A 16,591-nucleotide genomic window follows, 5' to 3' on the forward strand; every position below is an offset into this window, starting at 1 on the left:
GAGCCCGGACACCACCGCAATGGAACTGACGTACGACGGCCGGGGGCTCGTACTCGGGGACACGCTGGTCGTCGCGGACTGCCACGTCGGCCGGGGGACCGGCGGGGAGCTGGAGTTCCCCGTCGGTTCGGGGGCCGACATGGTCGAGCGGTTCCGCGACCTGGTCGAGCGCCACGACCCCGCGGACGTGGTGCTAGCCGGGGACCTGCTACACTCCTTCCAGACAGTGCCACGGACCGTCGAAACCACCGTCGCGGGGCTGCAGTCGGCCTGCCGCGACGCGGGCGCCCGCCTCATCGTCACGCCGGGAAACCACGACACGATGCTTTCGTCGGTGTGGGACGGCCCCACCGAACAGGAGTACTGCGTCGGCGACACCGTCGTTCTGCACGGCCACGAGGCCCCCGAAGTTGATGCGGACCGCTACGTCGTGGGTCACGACCACCCGACCATCGAAATCGAGGGCCAGCGCCGTCCCTGCTATCTGGTCGGTGCGGACCAGTACTGCGGCAGCGACGTGGTGATGGTCCCCTCGTTCAACAAACTGAACGCCGGCGTCAGGGTCAACACGATGTCGGCCGGTGATTTCCAGTCGCCGCTCGTGACCGACGTCGACCGGCTTTCACCGGTCGTGTGGGACGAACATGCCCGTGAGACGAAAGAGTTCCCGCCGCTGGGCGAGTTCCGGCGGATGTTGTAGCGGTAGGTATTTGGGCTATCGCGGTGGAACAGCGAGTATGATTCAGACCGGACCGGCACTCGCGCTCATCGCGACGACACTCATCTGTATCGTGTTGCTCTACTTCGCGACCATCAAGTACGTCTCGGACGTCCTGGTAGGGGACGAACACGACGACCACGGCGACGGCGACCACGCCGCCTGAAACACCCGTTTTACCGCAGTATCTCGGCAGCCACACGCCCACTTTCCAGCGCGCCCTGAATCGACGACCAGCGGGTGTAATCCCCGGCCAGCGCGACCGGTCCCTCGGGGGCGTCGGGCGCGGGCAGCGACTCGCGGAAGCCGGGCGGCTGGGCGAACTGCGCCAGCGGGACCCGGTCGGTCCGCAGGAGTTCCAGCGCGTCGAACCCGGCCGACGGATACCACGAGGTCAGCGCGTTGTAGACGTCGGCGGCCAGGTCCTCGTCGTCGGCGGCTTGCTCCCCGAGGAACGTCGCGCTGTACAGCTCCATCCCCTCGGGGGCGTACTCGGGAGCGACCGTCGACAGCGGCGCGACGGTGTTGGGCCGGTCGTCGGCCGCGTTGAGCACGATGCGTTTGCCCATGCTGGGGGCCTTGCTCGTCGGCAGAGCGAAATACTGCGTGACACAGCCGAGTGTCTCCGTCGGAATCGTATCGACACCGGTCAGCTCTGCTGCTGTCCGGGGGCCAGTGGCGACGACGCAGGCATCGGCCTCGAGGGTCTCCGAGGCCGTCTCGACGGTTACCGCGTCCTCGGACGCGTCGACGGCCTCGACAGTCGCCTCCGTCTCGATGGTCGCGCCTGCTGCGGTCGCCCGGTCGGCGAGTTGCTCGGGCATGGCCTGCATGCCGTCGGCCGGGACGAATATCTCGCCCTCGGAGAGCATCTTGTAGGTGTACTCGAAGATGGCGCTGTCGGTGCCCAGCGACCGATCGAGCGTGATACCGCCGTAGAACGGGGCGGCAAAGCGCTCAACGAACCGCTTCGAGAACCCCCGCCGCGCCAGGTACTCGGCGATTGGCTCGCCGCCGCCGTCGAGCAGCGTCTCCGGGTCTTTGGCGGCGAGGTCGCGCTGCAGTTTGAACACGCGCAGCTTATCGGCCGTCCGGACGTCGCGGTTGAAGATGGTCTGGGGGGCCGCCGTCGGATTGCGAAGCGGGTCCGACAGCACCGAGCGGTGGTTCGGCCGAGCGATGGTCGCGCCGGGCGTGAACGGCCGCGGCGAGAGGGCCTCGACGTCGAGTTCACGCTTGACTGCTGGGTAGGCCGAGAACAGCACCTGGAACCCCCGGTCGAAGGTGTAGCCGTCCTCGTGGGCCGTCCGGACGCGGCCGCCGACGCCGTCGCTCGCTTCCAATAGCGTCACGTCCTGTCCCGACTCGGCGAGATGGCGAGCCGCGACCAGTCCGGCGAGGCCACCACCGACGACAACGGCGTCTGTCATGGCCGTCCGTTCGGACGCGGGCTAAAAGAGCGTGCTGGAGTGGACCGGACGACACTTGGGGGCGGCGTCCCGAGACCCGTGTATGCAGACGACAGCGGCAGTCCGTGGTCTCTCCTGTACGGCGTGTGGCGAGTCGGCCGAACTCTCGGCGCGGCGCTGTCCCGACTGCGGGGGCGTCCTGGTCGTCGACTTCGACGCCGATCGAATCGACTCGGCCGCCGACGTCCACCCATTTCCGACCGGGTCGACCGTCTCCATCGACGAGGGGGCCACACCCCTCGTGGCCGTTCCCGAACTGGCCGACGAACTCGGTGTCGACAGCGTCGCAATCAAAGACGAGGGCCGGAATCCGACGGGGTCGCTCGCCGACCGGAAGGTCGCCCTGGCCGTCACGGCCGCCGCCCAGGCGGGTGCCGACCGCGTCGGGACTCCCTCGACCGGCAACGGCGCCCAGTCGGCGGCGGCCTACGCCGCCCGCGCCGGCATCGACTCGAAGGGCGTCGTCCCGACCCGTTGTCCGTTCCTCAACAAGGCGATGGTGAACGTCCACGGCGGCGATATGTACGTCGTCGAGGGCCGTTACGAGGACGCCGTCGACGCGTTTGGCGAGGGAGACGAGCCGCTCACTCCCGTCGCGCCGGGCCATCCGTTCCGCATCGCCGGTGGGACGGCCCTGGCCCTGGAGCTGGTCGCCGACCGCGAGGCCGCCCCCGACGCTGTCGTCCACCCGACAGGCCACGGGGAGACCGTCGTGGGGCTCCAGCGCGGGTTCGCGCTCGCGGTGGACGCCGGCGTCGCCGACGCCGTCCCGCGAATCTACGCTGCCCAGCCCGACGCCTGTGCACCCATCGCAGCGGCAGTCACCGACGGTGCGGCAGAACCGGTGCCGGTCGAGCATCCCGACACCATCGTCGGCCCGCTTGAAGTGCCAGACCCCGTCACCGGGGCCGCCGCTATCGACGCCATCGACGCGAGCGGCGGCGACGGCGTCGCGGTCGATGACAAGGAAATTCTCCAGGCGGCCGTCGACGGCTGCGAGATGGGGCCCGAAATCGGGGCCACCGGCGGCACCGCCGTCGCCGGCGTGCGAGCGCTGGCCGACCGAGGGGTCTTCGACGCGACCGACGAGGTCGTCCTCGTCAACCCCGTCGCCGGCAGCAAGGAGGCAGACCTCCTTCGCTCCCATCTGATGAGCCAGGGGATGTGAGCGAGTCCGTCCCTAGCTCGCGTGCTGTTTCGCGAGCGTGTAGGCCTCCCGCACGCGCTTGAACTCCTCTTCGTCGCCGCCGTGGTCCGGGTGGACCTGCTTCACCCGGGCCCGATAGGCGGACTTCACCTCGTCGACGGAGGCCGTCTCTCGCAGTCCCAGCTCGGCGAATGCCTGCCGGGTGGGGTCGACAGGTGACTGTGGCCCGGGTCCGGGCTCGGGCCCGACGGAGACGTCTGGCGTCTCGAAGGGGAGACGCTTGCCAAGTGCGGCGCCCGGCATCTCGTGTTCGACCAGCACCGGAACGGTCGGCGAGCGCTCGAGACGGTAGAACGCCCTGGCGTCGAAAGTGATGGCGACGTCGCGGGTGGGGAGATAGAAGGCGACCTCCCCGCCGGCCAGCGGGTGGTTCTCGGCGAACTGCTCGTCGATGGCCGTCAGGTACTCGCGAATCTCGGCCCGACGGCGCTCCTCGCCGCCCTCTCGAACCCCCCGGACCTGCCGCTTCGCGGGGAAGAGTTTCCCGGCGACGACAAACAGCGCGGCGACGACGAGACTCCCGGCTACCCCCAGAAGTAGTCCGAACACCAGCCACGCGGGGAGGCCGCCCGGGTCTGCCTGCACGGTCTCGCGTTAGGTCCCGACGCCTAAGAAATGTCCGCTTTCACCGTGTCGTAGCGCTGGCTCACCCGATGTAGCGCAGGTCCTCGTCGGCCGGCGACGGAGCCGACTGCTCTTCCATCTGCTGTATCTTCCGCACGACCTCCTCCATCTCGTCGGCGCGCTCTTCGAGCGGGTCGAAGGGCACCTCGAACCCGACGACGTCCTGGAGAATCTCCAGGACCGCCTGCGCGCTCTTGGGGTCGACCAGATAGCCCGACGTCTCGCCCATCAGACAGGCGGCGGGGCGGTCCCGTCGCTCGCTCAGTCCCAGCAGGAGGCCGGAGACGCCGACGATGCCGCCGGCGGGTTCGTCCTCCCGGAACTCGACGCCGGCATCCTCCAGGCGGTCGCCGAAGTCGTCGGTCGTCGACGCGCCGAGCACGTCGTACTCCTCGATCAGTTCGCCTGTCGGGACCCCGCCCAGCGCGTACACTTCCTCGACGCCGAACGCCTCACCGATATCGAGAAAGGTCGACGTGAGGCCGTAGTGGCCCTCGTTGTCCTGGGCCTGGTGGTCGCCGGTGAGCACGAGCATGTCCTGCCCGTCCTCGGGAGTGACCGCGTGAAACTCGGCACAGGCAAGCTGGGTGCGTCCGTCCTCGACACTGACCTGTGGCGGGAAATGCGTCGAATAGACCCGCCGGACGAGCTCGCTGTCGAGTTCTTCGAGCAGGTGCTCGGCGGCGAGTTTGCCGACGTGGCCCACGCCGGGCAGCCCCCTCGACGAGCACCGGCTCGTCGAGCTCCGGGTCGGCGATATCGTCGATATCGAATTCGTCCATACCCCCTACTGCCGGCGTCGGCGCTTAAGTGAACGTCGATACTCGCCGTGGGGGTCCGCCGGGTCGAAGGGGGCCGGGGCGCTGTTTACGGCCTCGGCGCCCGCAGTCGGGACAGGTCAGAGAAAGGGTGTACACCGGGCAGTCGTGTTCGGCCCGCCAGGCCGAACACACCCGGATGTCCGACTTCATTCGTCGTCTTCGGTTCTCTCGCGGTGGAACTCGGCGCTACCGCCCTCGGCCTCGACGACCGAGCGGGCGCGGGCGGCGCTCTCCTCGAGCTGGCCCTCGGCGGTCTTGTAGTCGGGCGCCTGCACCTGGATGCGGTACTCGGGCGAGCCGACGTAGGTGACCTCGAGTTCGATTTCCTCGGGCACCTCACCGTTGCCCTCGGCGGCCTCGAGCGCGTCCTTGATGACGTCGACGCCCGCGCTGTCCGGGCAGGTCAGGTCGACGTAGCCCGTGACGTTGACGTAGGGCACCGAGACGTTCGAGCGGGCCGTCTCGACGAGAGACTCGATGTCCTCGTCGTCGAGGTCGGTGTCTTCGAGGGTCGACTCACCGTGGATGGCGGCGGCCTCGAAGCCGTCGTACAGTGAGCCAAACTCACTGAGCAGGGCGTTGGCGATGGCGCTGTATTCCTCGTCGGCGATATTCTCGCCGAAGGCCAGCTCCATCCAGTTGTCGGCCTTCTGCTCGTTTTTCCACTCCTGTATCTTCTCCTTGCGCTGGTGGTCGTTGACGTCCTTGATGGAGAGGTCAATCTGCTGGGCGTCCTCGTCCACGTCGAGCACCTTGGCGACGACCGTCTGCCCGGTGTTGACGTGGTCGCGGACGTTCTTTATCCAGCCACTCGCGACCTCGGAGATGTGACAGAGGCCACGCTTGCCCTCGTACTCCTCGAGGTCGACGAAGACACCGAAGTCCTCGATCTCGTCGACCTTGCCGACGACGAGTTCGCCCGGTTCTGGCCAGCCGCTGTATTTCATGTTACCGTGCCTCGGCGACGTCGGTCACTTCGCCTTCGATGGTGGCCTTTCCACCGGTCGGGGTGGCGAGCGTGTGGCCACAGACGGCACACGCGACCTCGCTTGCGGCCTTCTCGAAGAGCGTCTGTTCGTTCTCGCAATCCGGACAGGCGACGGTGACGAAACTACCTGCCATGGTTACTCCTGGAACTCCAGTCGACCGGCGCGCCATCCCTCTCGGAGGTGGGCCTTCCCACAGTCCGAGCAGATGTACTTCAGGTCGGTCTTCTTCGTGGGCTTGTCCCCACCGGGGACCTTCGAGAACTTACCTTTGTTCCCGATACCGGACCCGCGCCGCTTTCGCTGGCGGTCGTTGACCTTCTTCATACCGGACGAGCGGCCCGAGCGGACCTTCTCGACCTCGTGTTCGTTGTGCTCGTTACAGTGCGGACAGTACGTGTTGAAACGTCGCGGCATCTCCATAGATATCGACCTTACAGGTCGGTTTGGCATGACCGCTTAAAACCCCGACGGTTCGAGTTCCCCGCCGAGTGCCCGGTCGCGCTCCTGCGATACGTGACCCGTCTCTCGGCCGAGTACACAGCAGTGGCTCAGAGGTGTTAGAGAGACGGGATAGGTCAGTCAGCGGTGACCCAGGTGTTGGACACGTGGGCTGAAAGGTGCTGTCAGACCGTGCCGTCTACGTACTTCTCTCGCCCCGCGACGTAAAGCCCCTCCGGTCGGCGCGGCGCCCGGAAGCCGACGGCCAGGGGCTCCTTCGAAGTGAATAAGTACGCCGTTTGCCAACTGTGGGGTATGAAGAAGCTCATCATCCGCGGCGACCCCGGCCTCCGGAAGGGCGGCCGCATCGAGTACGACGGCGAGGAGTACGAGGTCTTTGCGGTCGCTCGGCAGGGCGACTGGCACGGCCCCGACCGGGTCCAGCTGTGGTGTACTATCGGTAGCGAGGACGAGCAGGAGACCTTCTCGAAACAGGACTACATCCCGATGCATCTCGAGACCGACAACGTCGACGCCGAGGCCGTCACCGTCCTGCGCGAGCGAGCCGAGGCCTGACGTTCTGTCGCCGCAGTGGAGCCGACGATTCTACCAGTGCAGTCTGGTTGACGTGGGAGCTACGATTCTGCTAACGCAGTCTGGTTGACGCGGTAGATGACGACCTCGCCAGAGCGGTGGACTTCCGTCACGCCCTCCAGTCTGTTGACCGTGATGGCGCCGTAGCGGGCGCGTTCGGCCGGCCCGTTGTAGACGTACTCGACGGCGTATTTCTGGAGCAGCTCGCGCTGTCGGTCGGGATCGCCCCGATAGATAGCGCCGACGTCGTCGACACGGGCGTTGTAGACACTGGCGTTGCGGTACTGTATCTCGTGGTTCCAGCCGGCAACCGTCGGAATCCCGGTCAGGCTCGACGGGGCGCTTGCGCCTTTCCCGTCCTCGGGTTCCCAGTAGTAGCCGGACGGGGCCGCAGTGACGATGGTCGGACGGCCGTCTATCTCGCGGTCCAGCCAGCGGATGGCTTCGGCCTCACCCGGATGGGAGTCATTGAGATACGCCCGCCCGTCGAGGGTGGGCTCGTCGGCGCGGCCGACGTGGTTCGGCAGCGCGATGGCGGCGTACACCGACGTCGAACAGATGAGGACGACGACGAACACCGTCGTCCCGTTTCTGACGAGCTCTCGGGTCGTCTCGCTGTCCGGGCGCCAGCGCGTCAGCAACCACGCGAGTATCGGCCCGACCGCAGCGGCCCACAGCACCCACACCTGCATATACGTCTTGAACACCGTGTTCATCCGCCCGACGTTCTCCTTGATGAAGACGAACTCCACGAGGATGACCAGCCCGGCGCCGGCGACCAGCAACACCGTCTCGAAGCCGACCGAGCGCTCGCCGCCGTCGGCCAGCGCCGGCAGCGGGCCCTCGGTCGACTGGCCGGTCGGCGACCGGGCGAACAGCCACGCGCCGACGAGCAGTGGGAGGACGAGCCCGATAGCGGCCAGGTCGATGAGCGCGCCGACCGCGACCGTCGCGAGAAAGCCGAGCCCGACGTACCGGGTCTGTCTGGTGTCGAGCGACCGGCCGACCTGGGCGTACAGATACAGGGCAAACGGTGCGACGAAGAGTCCGTGAATGCCTATCAGCTCCGCGATGGAGCTGCGGTCGGGGAGATACGTCACTTCGCGGCCGCTGCCGACCCCAAACCAGAAGGGAAGCGACCAGAGCAGGCCCAGTCCGACCACGCCCACGGCGACGGCGACTGCGAGGCCGATGCGAGACCCCTCACCGGCCGCCCCCTTCCGGGGGATTGGGTCACGGAGCGCGGCCGGTAGGAGCGACCGCGGGCTGGCCGGCGCCATGGCGACGGTCACCATCGCGAGCCCGGCGATAGAGGGGAACGACCAGGTGTTCGTCACTGCCATCAGTCCGGCGACCGCCGGCAGCGCCCCGAAGAGGAGCGCCAGGCGGCGTCGGCGCTCCTCGGCAGGCGTCTGGTAGTAGCTGAAACACAGCGCCGCCGCCAGGACGAGAAAGCCCGTGCTCATCATGTGGGCGTGGAGGTCGCCGTTGAGCCAGGCAAAGAGCGGGAACTCGTTGACGCTGTACCCTCGCGCGGGCGTGTACGTGGCGAAGTCTGCGGGGTCGTCTTTGATCACGCGACTGGCGTCCCAGAAGTAGAACTCGTCGGGCCCGTTCGCGAGGCCGCTCAGTTCGTAGCCGACAGCGCCGGCCAGCGCGCTGGCGACGCCGTCGGGCAGCAGCCAGAGCAGCCCGCGGGCCGGCGTGGTGAGGTTGGACGCGATGCCGACAAAAAACGCCGAGAGGCCGGCGGCGAGACGGCGAGGGACGTCCCGGGCGGCGGCGACGGCTCCCGCCAGCCCGTAGACGCCCGTCACCAGCGTCGCGTAGAAGCCGGCCAGCGCGAGGTTGTAGGCGTACTGCCCGGCCGTCCCCGTCAGCGTGGTGAGAATCGCCGTCAACAAGTGGCCGCCGTAGTAGTAGGCGACGGGTTCGCCGGCGAACCACATGTCCTCCGGTGGGAGGGTGTCGGCCCGAAGCAGCGACTGGACCAGCCCGAAATCGAGGAACTTCTCGCCGGCCAGCGGCGAGATGGCCGGGTCGAGCGCGCGAATCCAGACGACGAACAGAAAGGCGACGGTGAAGACGGCGGCGACCTCGCCAAAGGAACGGAGGTCGACCGGCTCACGGCGAGAGGCGACCGCGACGGCGCCGGCGACGAGGGCCACCACGCCGAGCCAGATGCCGGCCGTTATCGAGACGCGACCGAGGAAATACGTGGACAGCCAGAGCACCACCAGTGCGACCGGCAATCCGAACGCGATGCCACGTTCGGCAAAGCGGGGGAACAGCACCGAGGCGATGGTCGCCCCGACATAGGTCAACAGGAGATAGAGAGCGAGCCAGATGACAACGAGACCGTACTCCATCAACGGAACAGAGTTGGGGGAACCCCTATACGTTTTTTGTTTTATTCGGCCAGAGCCCGACCGAACGGTTTTTACTCACAGACCGTACAGGGTGATACTATGTCGACGACCGTCGGTGTAGTGATTCCCGCATTCCGCCCCGATATCGCGGAACTGCGGCGGTACGTCACGGCGATCGAGGAGACGCTGGCACCGGAGACGGTCGTCATCGAACTCGACTCGCCCAGAGACGGTGTCGCGGCAGAACTCGACGACCTCCCGGCCGCCGTCGAGACCGTCCCATACCGGCGCGGCAAGGGAGCCGCTATCACCGCCGGCTTCGAATATCTCGAGACGGACGTGCTGGTGTTTGCCGACGCCGACGGGTCGACGCCGGCCGACTCGCTGGCTGCCGTCGTCGACCCCGTCACCGACGGCGAGGCCGACCTCTCCGTCGGCTCCCGTCGCCACCCGGAGTCGGAGGTCGGGAGCCACCAGACGTTCGCCCGGCGGTTCCTGGGTGACGGGTTCGCGTGGCTCGCCGGCACCTTGCTTACAGTCTCGCTGTACGACTACCAGTGCGGAGCGAAGGCCATCACGGCCGACGGGTGGGGACAGGTCCGCTCGCACCTGTATGAACCCGGCTTCGCGTGGGACGTCGAACTCGCCGCCATGGCAGGGGCGCTCGACCTCCGCGTCGCCGAGGTGCCGATTCACTGGGAGGACCGCCCCGGCTCGACGGTTTCGCCGGTCCGGGACTCGCTGGCGCTGTTCCGGGCGCTGCTGTCGGCCAGACACCGCGCGAAACAGCTGAGTGACGACCGGCTGCACACGGCCATCGCAGCCCGGCGCGAACAGCCCACCGCACTTATCGAACGGGACCGATGAACGTCGGCGACCGGCTCCGCCGGGTAGTCCCCGACCGCTTCGAGTCGCTCGTCTCCGGCGTCCGGTTCGGTCAGTTTCTCTCGGTCGGTATCGTCGGAGCCATCAGCGACAACGCCACGCTCGCAGTGCTGGGCCTGGCCTTTGGCGTCCCCGAGCTCTGGGCGAAGGCCGCCGGTATCGAGACTGCTATCCTCGTCATGTTTCTGGTCAACGAACACTGGACCTTCTCAGAGGACGGCAAGGCCGGCCTGCGGCCGTTTCTTCGGCGGCTTGGGAAATCCCATCTGGTCCGAACCGGTGGCGTCACCGTCCAGCTGGTCGTCTACTGGGTGCTGACCCAGCAGCTGACCGTCGAGCTCGTCGTCGCCGGCCGGGACCTGTGGTTCATCGCCGCGAGCCCCATCGCCATCGCCGCCGCGATGTCGGTCAACTACGTCTTCGAGAGCCTCTTTACCTGGCAGGTCCACCGCGACGACACGCCGTAGCGCGACAAGAATTCACGGACGGCAGTCGAATCACAAGTCTTAATGAGGGCACTCGGGTATGAACAGGTAGCGGGATGGGATAGCCAGGAGATTCCGGCGGGCTCATAACCCGCAGATCGGTAGTTCAAATCTACCTCCCGCTATACTTTTGCTGCGAGCAAATTCGCGAGCAGCAAATATCGCCGAGTAGATTTGAACGAGAGAGTGCCGAGCGAAGCGAGGTACTCGCGTAGTTCAAATCTACCTCCCGCTACTCTCGATTTCGGTACCGATACCTGCCTGAGAACCGCCGTGAGTATGTTCGAAATTCAGTGCGACCCTGAGCGAAGCGGCGAGGCAAATCCGGTACCGGATATTGCCTACCGGTTGAGTGGGAAAAAACACTGACCAGAGCCGGGACCGCCCTACCCGTCGCCGTTCTCGTCCGTAATCACCACGTCGCCGTCCTCGACGACGACGTTGATGAGCGTCTTGGCGTCGTAGCCCGCCTCGGCGAGCTTGTTCTTCCCGTCGTCTTTCTTGATGACACAGACGATGTCACAGATGTCCGCGCCGATGTCCTCCAGGGCGCCGGTCAGGGCCGCCAGCGTGCCGCCGGTCGAGAGGACGTCGTCGAGGACGAGTACGCGGTCGCCGTCGTAGACGTCGTTGACGTACATCTCGTTCTCGGAGTAGCCGGTGACCTGCGAGAGCGCGACCTCGCCCTCCAAGCCGTACTGGCGCTTGCGCACCACCACGAGCGGGATGTCGGTCATCAGCGACACCGCCGTCGAGAGGTGGATACCCATCGCCGCGGGTGTGACTATCTTGTCGACGTCGTCGAGTTCGGCCTTGCGGATAATCTTGATGACGATCTCGCGCAGGAGTTCGGGTCGCAGCATCGGCACGCCGTCGCTGATGGGGTGGACGAAGTAGTGGTACCCCTCCTTCTCGATGATTGGCGCGTCGAGCAGCGACTCTTTCAGCTTTTCCATAGCCGTGCTTCTGGGACGGCGTACTAAAGTTCGTCGTCAGGCGTCGCTGATCGGCTGATAAATCGACAGGTGAATCGGACGGGCCAAATTGCGGAGCGCCTGCCTAGCACTCGGCGATTATCTGGGAGCCGCTACCATCTGGATTGTTCCATCGAATCTCCTCGTCGCCGTCGATTGCCGGGGTCCCCGAGACAGTGGAGCCGTTTACCAGCTCATCACCAGCAGTGTAGGTGCCGCTGTCAATCGACTTGGAACTGCTGCCGGCGTTGAGCACGTCCAGCTGGTCACCCTCGACGTTGTCGCCACCTTCGTGCGTGATGACGTCGTCCGCGGCGTTACACTCGATACTGACCTGCGGTGCCACGTTCCCCGTCGAGTCGTCCAGCCCGAGCACGAAACTCCCGGCGACCGCAGCGAGGATGACCGTGATTGCAACCATCAGAATGACCCCGACAACCGGCGAGACCCCAGCATCGTCCTCGAATATTTGTTTCCCCACCATATGAGTAATATTTTTCCTGATATTATTTAAATCTGTACGTTCGGTTGGTAGCAACTGACCGCTCCGGACGACGACGATGCAGTGGCAGTGTTCTCACAGTGATGTCACTGGTCAGCTGATAAATTGGAAAAGGAATCGAGCGGACCGACTAGTTAGCGGGCGTTAGCACTCCGCGATGATGGAGGAGCTACCACCGTCGGGGTTATCCCAGCGGACTTCCTCGTCGCCGGAAACGTCAATATTATCATCGCTGTTGTTTGCGAGGTCCACTCCAGAGGTATAGGTCCCGTCAGGGATATCGTAGTCACCGCTGTTGTTTATCAGTGTGAGTTCGTCTCCTTCGACGTTATCACCACCGGCATGTGTGATGTTGTTATTCGCTGCGTCACACTCGATACTGAGCTGCGGTGCGGCATCCCCTGCTGAGTCGCCGAGCCCGAGAACGAAGCTCGCGATAACAGCCGCGAGGATAACTGTGATAGCGACCATCAGGATGACCCCGATGACCGGCGACACTGCGTCGTCGTCGTGGATGAGTTGTTTGATGTCCATAGTTTGCCCTTTGTTGTGAATGACACATCGCGTGTCTCCGACTGCCACCCCAACCTGGGGGAGTCCCGCGAGTGTGCTGTCTGGGGCCCATGCGCTATCCGACCTTATATTCACCCTATCCTTCATTGATTCAGCACTGGCTTGAATCCGGTCAAGGGCGACTGTCCAGGTGGAATCGGCTTTGAGAGCGGGCGCGTCGAGTCTTGCGATTTGCACTATCTGACCTGACTGTGCGAGACGACAAAACGCAGTAATCGAGGTAACAAATGTCATGGAGAATAGTCACACGGGGCAGTGTCGTGCTCTGCCGCGCCACCTGCCCGTCTTCACTGTCGGTAGCGGCCAGTCGACTGGCGAGGCGCGCGCTGGTTCGATATCGGCGTTGCCACTACGGGACTATCGGTCAAAAAACGAAAATCGGTTAGTGACTGTCCGTTAGCACTCGGCGATAATCGAGGAGCTGCCACCGTCTGGGTTGTCCCATCTCAACTGATCGCCGTCGTCAACGTCATCAGCGATGGTATCGCCAGCCGTGAAATTCGAAGCGGAGCCATCGACAGTACCGTTACCGACAATTTCAATATTCGATGGGTCAAGTTCGTCACCGCCATCGTGATCCATCGTCGTCGGGGTGCTTCCGAGGTCACACGAGACACTGACCTGCGGTGCTGCGTCTCCGGCTGAGTCACCGAGACCGAGCACGAAGCTCGCGATGACTGCTGCGAGAATAACTGTGATAGCGACCATCAGAATGACCCCGATGACCGGTGAAACTGCGTCGTCGTCGTGGATTAGTTGTTTGATATCCATGTGTTGTGTCCTCCAACACACCGCGTGTGTCCGGGCAGGCACCTCCAACCCATGAGATGGACCCCGAGGGTGTGTTATCTACTCCCCATGTGGGGTCCAAGCTTATACCCAGCCCATGTTTCACGCGTTCAGCACCGCCTTGAAATCGGCTTCTAAAGACTAATAATGCCAGATTTTGAGTTGAGAGGAGAAGTTGTTTGTCGGAGTGAACGTTCCGTCCAGACTCCGCCGTAACGGTGCCTGCGTGAAACGCAACCAGTCTGTCTCGTCGAACAGGTCGCTATTGGGAGCGGTCTCACCAGAACTCGTCTGTCGGCGTTGCCACTGCAGGACGAGCGGTCAAAAAAACGAAAATCGGTTAGCGACTGTCCGTTAGCACTCAGCGATGACCGAGGTGCTGCCACCGTCGGGGTTTTCCCAGATGAGCTGGGAGTCTTCACTGACGTCCTTGGCGATTGTGTCGCCAGCACTATAGTTACTACCCTGGAGATCTCCCCCGTTTTTGATATCGAGAGTGCTGTTGTCCAGATTGTCACCACCAGTGTGATTCATATACGTGTCACTGCCACCGAGGTTACAATCGACACTGACCGATGGTGCGGCGTCTCCGGCCGAGTCGCCGAGTCCGAGTACGAAACTCGCGATGACTGCTGCGAGGATAACTGTAATCGCGACCATCAGAATGACCCCGATGACCGGTGAGACTGCGTCGTCGTCGTGGAGTAGTTGTTTGATATCCATGTGTTGTGTCCTCCAACACACCGCGTGTGTTTGGGCAGGCACCTCTAACCCGTGAGGTGGACCCCGAGGGTGTGCTATCTACTTCCCATGTGCGGTCCAACCTTATACCCACCCCACGTTTCACGCGTTCAGCACCGCCTTGAACGCCATCAAGAGCCACCTGTACTGCCGGAATTCGGTTTCAGGAAAGACAACAGTCTGTCACGATTCTGCACCATGAATTATCATCGTTGATTGCCGAGGACTCAGGCGTCGTCGCGGTCGCCGTCGTCGGCGAACTCGGTCAGCGTCATCTCACGGGCGACCATCGTGTGATACAGCGCCGAGATAGTGAGTACGACCGCAAACAGCGTCGCCCACACCAGTGGAGGAATGAGCGAAAAGGGGTAGACGCCGACCCACAGCACCGTCACGACGGCCAGGCTGATTGCGCCAAAGGAGAGGTAGTACTCGCGCCAGGGGAACTCCCCCTCGGGGACGATTTCCAGGTAGACCGTCAGCTCCTCTGTCTGGTCGGTCGTGCTGATGACGCCCTCGTCGCTGTCGTACTCGACGATACCCACCTCGTCCATCTGGGGGAGGTGAGACTGCTGGAGGGTGGTGTAGACGCGCTTGCGCTGGGCGCTCGTGACTTCCTCGCAGTTGCAGTCGTACTCCGCGGCGGCGACGTGGTCGGCAAGGTCACCGAGCGAGACCGGCCCGCCGTGCCGGCGGAGATACTGCAGGACGTGCCGACGGCGCTCGTTCTGGAGCACGTCGAAAATCTCCTCGTTCGACAGCCCCTCCTCGGATTCCGCGCGTCGAAGCTGCTGACTCATCTGCGACGCTCACCTTGACCCCACGGCAGTGGCATTCTATCACGCAGTGAGAGACAGGAGCTAATAATGTTGATGGTCGATTGGAATAATTAAAGTTCAGCTGACGTGTTAGTCCGTCCAGGCGTCAGATTCCCGCTGTCAGCGGCTGGATTAGGCCGAATCCCCGTCCCAGGTCGCAACCGTGGTCGAACTGCCGTCCGTGGCGTGGACGAGCCTGACCGTCGCGCCGGCGTCGACGGTGACAGTCACGCTCGAGCCGGCCGTCACCTCCCCGCTCCAGCCGAGCGCGCTCTCGCCGGCCGTCCCGCCGGGCTGGGCCCTGACCTCCAGGTCCGACGCGTCCATCGTGTCACCGCCCGCGTGAGCGATGGTCAGCGCCCCGGAGTTACCGCTGTCAGTGAGGTCAGCGCTCCCGGTGGTACCGGCGTCGTAGGTGAACTCGAACGACGCCTGCGGGGACGTCGAGACGAGCGCGTTATCACCAGCGACCACGACACCCGCCGTGACGGCTGCGAGCGTGATACTGATGGCAAAGAGCAGGACGACACCGACGACTGGTGAGACCGCATCGTCGGCCGGCCTGAGCGCACTGACACCCATATTCCTGTTCACGGACCGAATAATTGTATTTAGTTCCGCGATTATATGACTGTTAGGAACTGATTGGAATCTTATATTCCCCGTGTCGCCACTGTGCGTGTAAGTGAAAGATAGCGGCCAAAAAGTGGCCGTAGAGGCGGTCGAATCAGCCCGTCAGCAGGGGGCAGATCGGAGCGTCGCCGAGCTGCCGTCCGCCTCCCAGGTCAGCGGGGCCCGGGATTCGTTGAACTTGGTTGCAACCGTGTCCCCAGCTGTGACTGAATCCGGACCGTACGTACTCAGTGAGTCTGTGTTGTTCGCCAGGTACAGATTATCGCCATCAAGTTCGTCACCGCCGTCGTGCACCAAGTCGCCAGCGTCGTTACACGTGAAACTGGCCTGTGGCGCCTGATTACTGAGCGAGTCACCCAGACCGAGCACGAACGTCGCGATAACGGCCGCGAGGATGACCGTGATTGCGACCATCAGGATGACCCCGATGACCGGCGAGACTGCTTTATCGTCGTTGTGGAATAGCTGTTTGAGTTCCATTGGAATATGAAGTAGGTTTCTGGTCAGATTCAGCTAGTCAGACTATGCACAGGTACTACTTCGGAGGGTAGCCGAACTCCCATCAGACCTCCATGTGAGGGGAGACTGGTCATCTCCGAAGGGGCTGACAATCGTGTCGCCAGCGGAGTACGAGTCTCCGAGCGAGTTGTCACTGTTGTTTGCCAGGTACAGGTTGTCTCCGTTTAGTTCGTCACCACCGTCGTGGACTAGCGCGTCTCCATCACACGTGAAACTCGCCTGTGGTGACTGGTCGCTCAGCGAGTCACCGAGTCCGAGCACGAACGTCGCGATAACGGCCGCGAGAATAACTGTAATCGCGACCATCAGGATGACGCCGATGACCGGCGAAACCGCGTCGTCGTCTTGAATGAGTGTTTTCAGATCCATTGTTGTGTCCGACACGTTCTGAGAAGCTGGTTTCACACCGCTACCAGTTTCGTCCCAGTCGTGTCCCTACCCCC

The 16,591-nt window shown here is 64.0% G+C and carries 21 protein-coding genes, 1 tRNA gene and 2 pseudogenes; 7 read left to right on the forward strand and 17 right to left on the reverse strand.

From position 1 onward, the window contains the following. The first annotated feature begins 19 nt into the window (after positions 1-19). On the forward strand, positions 20-700 hold the full coding sequence (locus P1K32_RS01945; RefSeq protein WP_276251046.1) for a metallophosphoesterase: 681 nt from the start codon (positions 20-22) through the stop codon (positions 698-700). A gap of 37 nt (positions 701-737) precedes the next feature. Continuing rightward, positions 738-884: a hypothetical protein gene (locus tag P1K32_RS01950; protein ID WP_276251047.1), complete on the forward strand. Its 147-nt coding sequence runs from the start codon at positions 738-740 to the stop codon at positions 882-884. Between the two features lie 10 nt (positions 885-894). On the opposite strand, the gene P1K32_RS01955 is transcribed toward P1K32_RS01950, so the two are convergent. After that, positions 895-2,148 (reverse strand): NAD(P)/FAD-dependent oxidoreductase, encoded by a 1,254-nt coding sequence (locus P1K32_RS01955; protein ID WP_276251048.1) that lies wholly within the window; start codon positions 2,146-2,148, stop codon positions 895-897. Positions 2,149-2,230: 82 nt separating this feature from the next. Between P1K32_RS01955 and P1K32_RS01960 the strand changes: the two genes are divergently transcribed. After that, positions 2,231-3,355, forward strand: a complete 1,125-nt coding sequence (locus tag P1K32_RS01960; RefSeq protein ID WP_276251049.1) for a threonine synthase — start codon at positions 2,231-2,233, stop codon at positions 3,353-3,355. A gap of 12 nt (positions 3,356-3,367) precedes the next feature. Here the strand turns inward: P1K32_RS01960 and P1K32_RS01965 are convergent, their stop codons facing one another. The 6 genes and pseudogenes from P1K32_RS01965 to P1K32_RS01990 form a co-directional block, all read right to left on the reverse strand. Further along, complete coding sequence (locus P1K32_RS01965; protein WP_276251050.1) at positions 3,368-3,979, reverse strand: J domain-containing protein; 612 nt, start codon at positions 3,977-3,979, stop codon at positions 3,368-3,370. A 61-nt stretch (positions 3,980-4,040) separates the two neighbouring features. Continuing rightward, positions 4,041-4,800, reverse strand: a pseudogene (locus P1K32_RS01970) (proteasome assembly chaperone family protein). A gap of 5 nt (positions 4,801-4,805) precedes the next feature. Beyond that, positions 4,806-4,989 (reverse strand): annotated as a pseudogene (locus P1K32_RS01975) (RNA-protein complex protein Nop10). Continuing rightward, positions 4,986-5,786 (reverse strand): translation initiation factor IF-2 subunit alpha, encoded by an 801-nt coding sequence (locus P1K32_RS01980; RefSeq protein WP_276251051.1) that lies wholly within the window; start codon positions 5,784-5,786, stop codon positions 4,986-4,988. The pseudogene P1K32_RS01975 and the gene P1K32_RS01980 overlap by 4 nt, the downstream one beginning before the upstream one ends. Before the next feature lies 1 nt (position 5,787). After that, positions 5,788-5,961, reverse strand: a complete 174-nt coding sequence (locus P1K32_RS01985; protein WP_276251052.1) for a 30S ribosomal protein S27e — start codon at positions 5,959-5,961, stop codon at positions 5,788-5,790. A 2-nt stretch (positions 5,962-5,963) separates the two neighbouring features. Continuing rightward, positions 5,964-6,248 carry a 50S ribosomal protein L44e gene (locus P1K32_RS01990; protein ID WP_276251053.1) on the reverse strand — a complete coding sequence of 95 codons (285 nt, stop codon included), beginning with the start codon at positions 6,246-6,248 and terminating at the stop codon, positions 5,964-5,966. Positions 6,249-6,581: 333 nt separating this feature from the next. Here P1K32_RS01990 and P1K32_RS01995 point away from each other — a divergent pair, with 333 nt between their 5' ends. Continuing rightward, on the forward strand, positions 6,582-6,842 hold the full coding sequence (locus P1K32_RS01995; protein ID WP_276251054.1) for an HAH_0734 family protein: 261 nt from the start codon (positions 6,582-6,584) through the stop codon (positions 6,840-6,842). A gap of 59 nt (positions 6,843-6,901) precedes the next feature. On the opposite strand, the gene P1K32_RS02000 is transcribed toward P1K32_RS01995, so the two are convergent. Then, a complete protein-coding gene (locus tag P1K32_RS02000) occupies positions 6,902-9,229 on the reverse strand; it encodes a DUF2298 domain-containing protein (RefSeq protein WP_276251055.1) in 2,328 nt (775 codons plus the stop codon). Positions 9,230-9,328: 99 nt separating this feature from the next. On the opposite strand from P1K32_RS02000, the gene P1K32_RS02005 reads away from it, so the two are divergent. From P1K32_RS02005 to P1K32_RS02015, 3 genes are all read left to right on the forward strand, one after another. Beyond that, positions 9,329-10,096, forward strand: a complete 768-nt coding sequence (locus tag P1K32_RS02005) for a glycosyltransferase (protein WP_276251056.1) — start codon at positions 9,329-9,331, stop codon at positions 10,094-10,096. Further along, complete coding sequence (locus P1K32_RS02010) at positions 10,093-10,581, forward strand: GtrA family protein (protein ID WP_276251057.1); 489 nt, start codon at positions 10,093-10,095, stop codon at positions 10,579-10,581. Before P1K32_RS02005 ends, P1K32_RS02010 begins: the two co-directional genes overlap by 4 nt. A gap of 68 nt (positions 10,582-10,649) precedes the next feature. Beyond that, positions 10,650-10,724: transfer RNA gene (locus tag P1K32_RS02015), tRNA-Met, on the forward strand. 261 nt (positions 10,725-10,985) lie between these two features. Here the strand turns inward: P1K32_RS02015 and hpt are convergent. The 9 genes from hpt to P1K32_RS02060 form a co-directional block, all read right to left on the reverse strand. Then, a complete protein-coding gene (gene hpt, locus P1K32_RS02020) occupies positions 10,986-11,555 on the reverse strand; it encodes a hypoxanthine/guanine phosphoribosyltransferase (RefSeq protein WP_276251058.1) in 570 nt (189 codons plus the stop codon). A gap of 103 nt (positions 11,556-11,658) precedes the next feature. After that, positions 11,659-12,057: a type IV pilin N-terminal domain-containing protein gene (locus P1K32_RS02025; protein ID WP_276251059.1), complete on the reverse strand. Its 399-nt coding sequence runs from the start codon at positions 12,055-12,057 to the stop codon at positions 11,659-11,661. A 162-nt stretch (positions 12,058-12,219) separates the two neighbouring features. Next, positions 12,220-12,825 (reverse strand): type IV pilin domain-containing protein, encoded by a 606-nt coding sequence (locus tag P1K32_RS17740; RefSeq protein ID WP_419181059.1) that lies wholly within the window; start codon positions 12,823-12,825, stop codon positions 12,220-12,222. A 219-nt stretch (positions 12,826-13,044) separates the two neighbouring features. Next, on the reverse strand, positions 13,045-13,419 hold the full coding sequence (locus P1K32_RS02035) for a type IV pilin N-terminal domain-containing protein (RefSeq protein WP_276251060.1): 375 nt from the start codon (positions 13,417-13,419) through the stop codon (positions 13,045-13,047). Positions 13,420-13,791: 372 nt separating this feature from the next. Beyond that, positions 13,792-14,160 carry a type IV pilin N-terminal domain-containing protein gene (locus P1K32_RS02040; RefSeq protein ID WP_276251061.1) on the reverse strand — a complete coding sequence of 123 codons (369 nt, stop codon included), beginning with the start codon at positions 14,158-14,160 and terminating at the stop codon, positions 13,792-13,794. Between the two features lie 245 nt (positions 14,161-14,405). Then, positions 14,406-14,978: a DUF7344 domain-containing protein gene (locus P1K32_RS02045; RefSeq protein WP_276251062.1), complete on the reverse strand. Its 573-nt coding sequence runs from the start codon at positions 14,976-14,978 to the stop codon at positions 14,406-14,408. 150 nt (positions 14,979-15,128) lie between these two features. Further along, positions 15,129-15,578: a type IV pilin N-terminal domain-containing protein gene (locus P1K32_RS02050; protein ID WP_276251063.1), complete on the reverse strand. Its 450-nt coding sequence runs from the start codon at positions 15,576-15,578 to the stop codon at positions 15,129-15,131. A gap of 153 nt (positions 15,579-15,731) precedes the next feature. After that, a complete protein-coding gene (locus P1K32_RS02055) occupies positions 15,732-16,109 on the reverse strand; it encodes a type IV pilin N-terminal domain-containing protein (protein ID WP_276251064.1) in 378 nt (125 codons plus the stop codon). 42 nt (positions 16,110-16,151) lie between these two features. Beyond that, positions 16,152-16,517 (reverse strand): type IV pilin N-terminal domain-containing protein, encoded by a 366-nt coding sequence (locus P1K32_RS02060; protein WP_276251065.1) that lies wholly within the window; start codon positions 16,515-16,517, stop codon positions 16,152-16,154. Positions 16,518-16,591: the final 74 nt, after the last annotated feature.

The sequence above is a fragment of the Haloarcula rara genome (genome assembly GCF_029338235.1).
Classification (GTDB): Archaea; Halobacteriota; Halobacteria; order Halobacteriales; family Haloarculaceae; genus Haloarcula; species Haloarcula rara.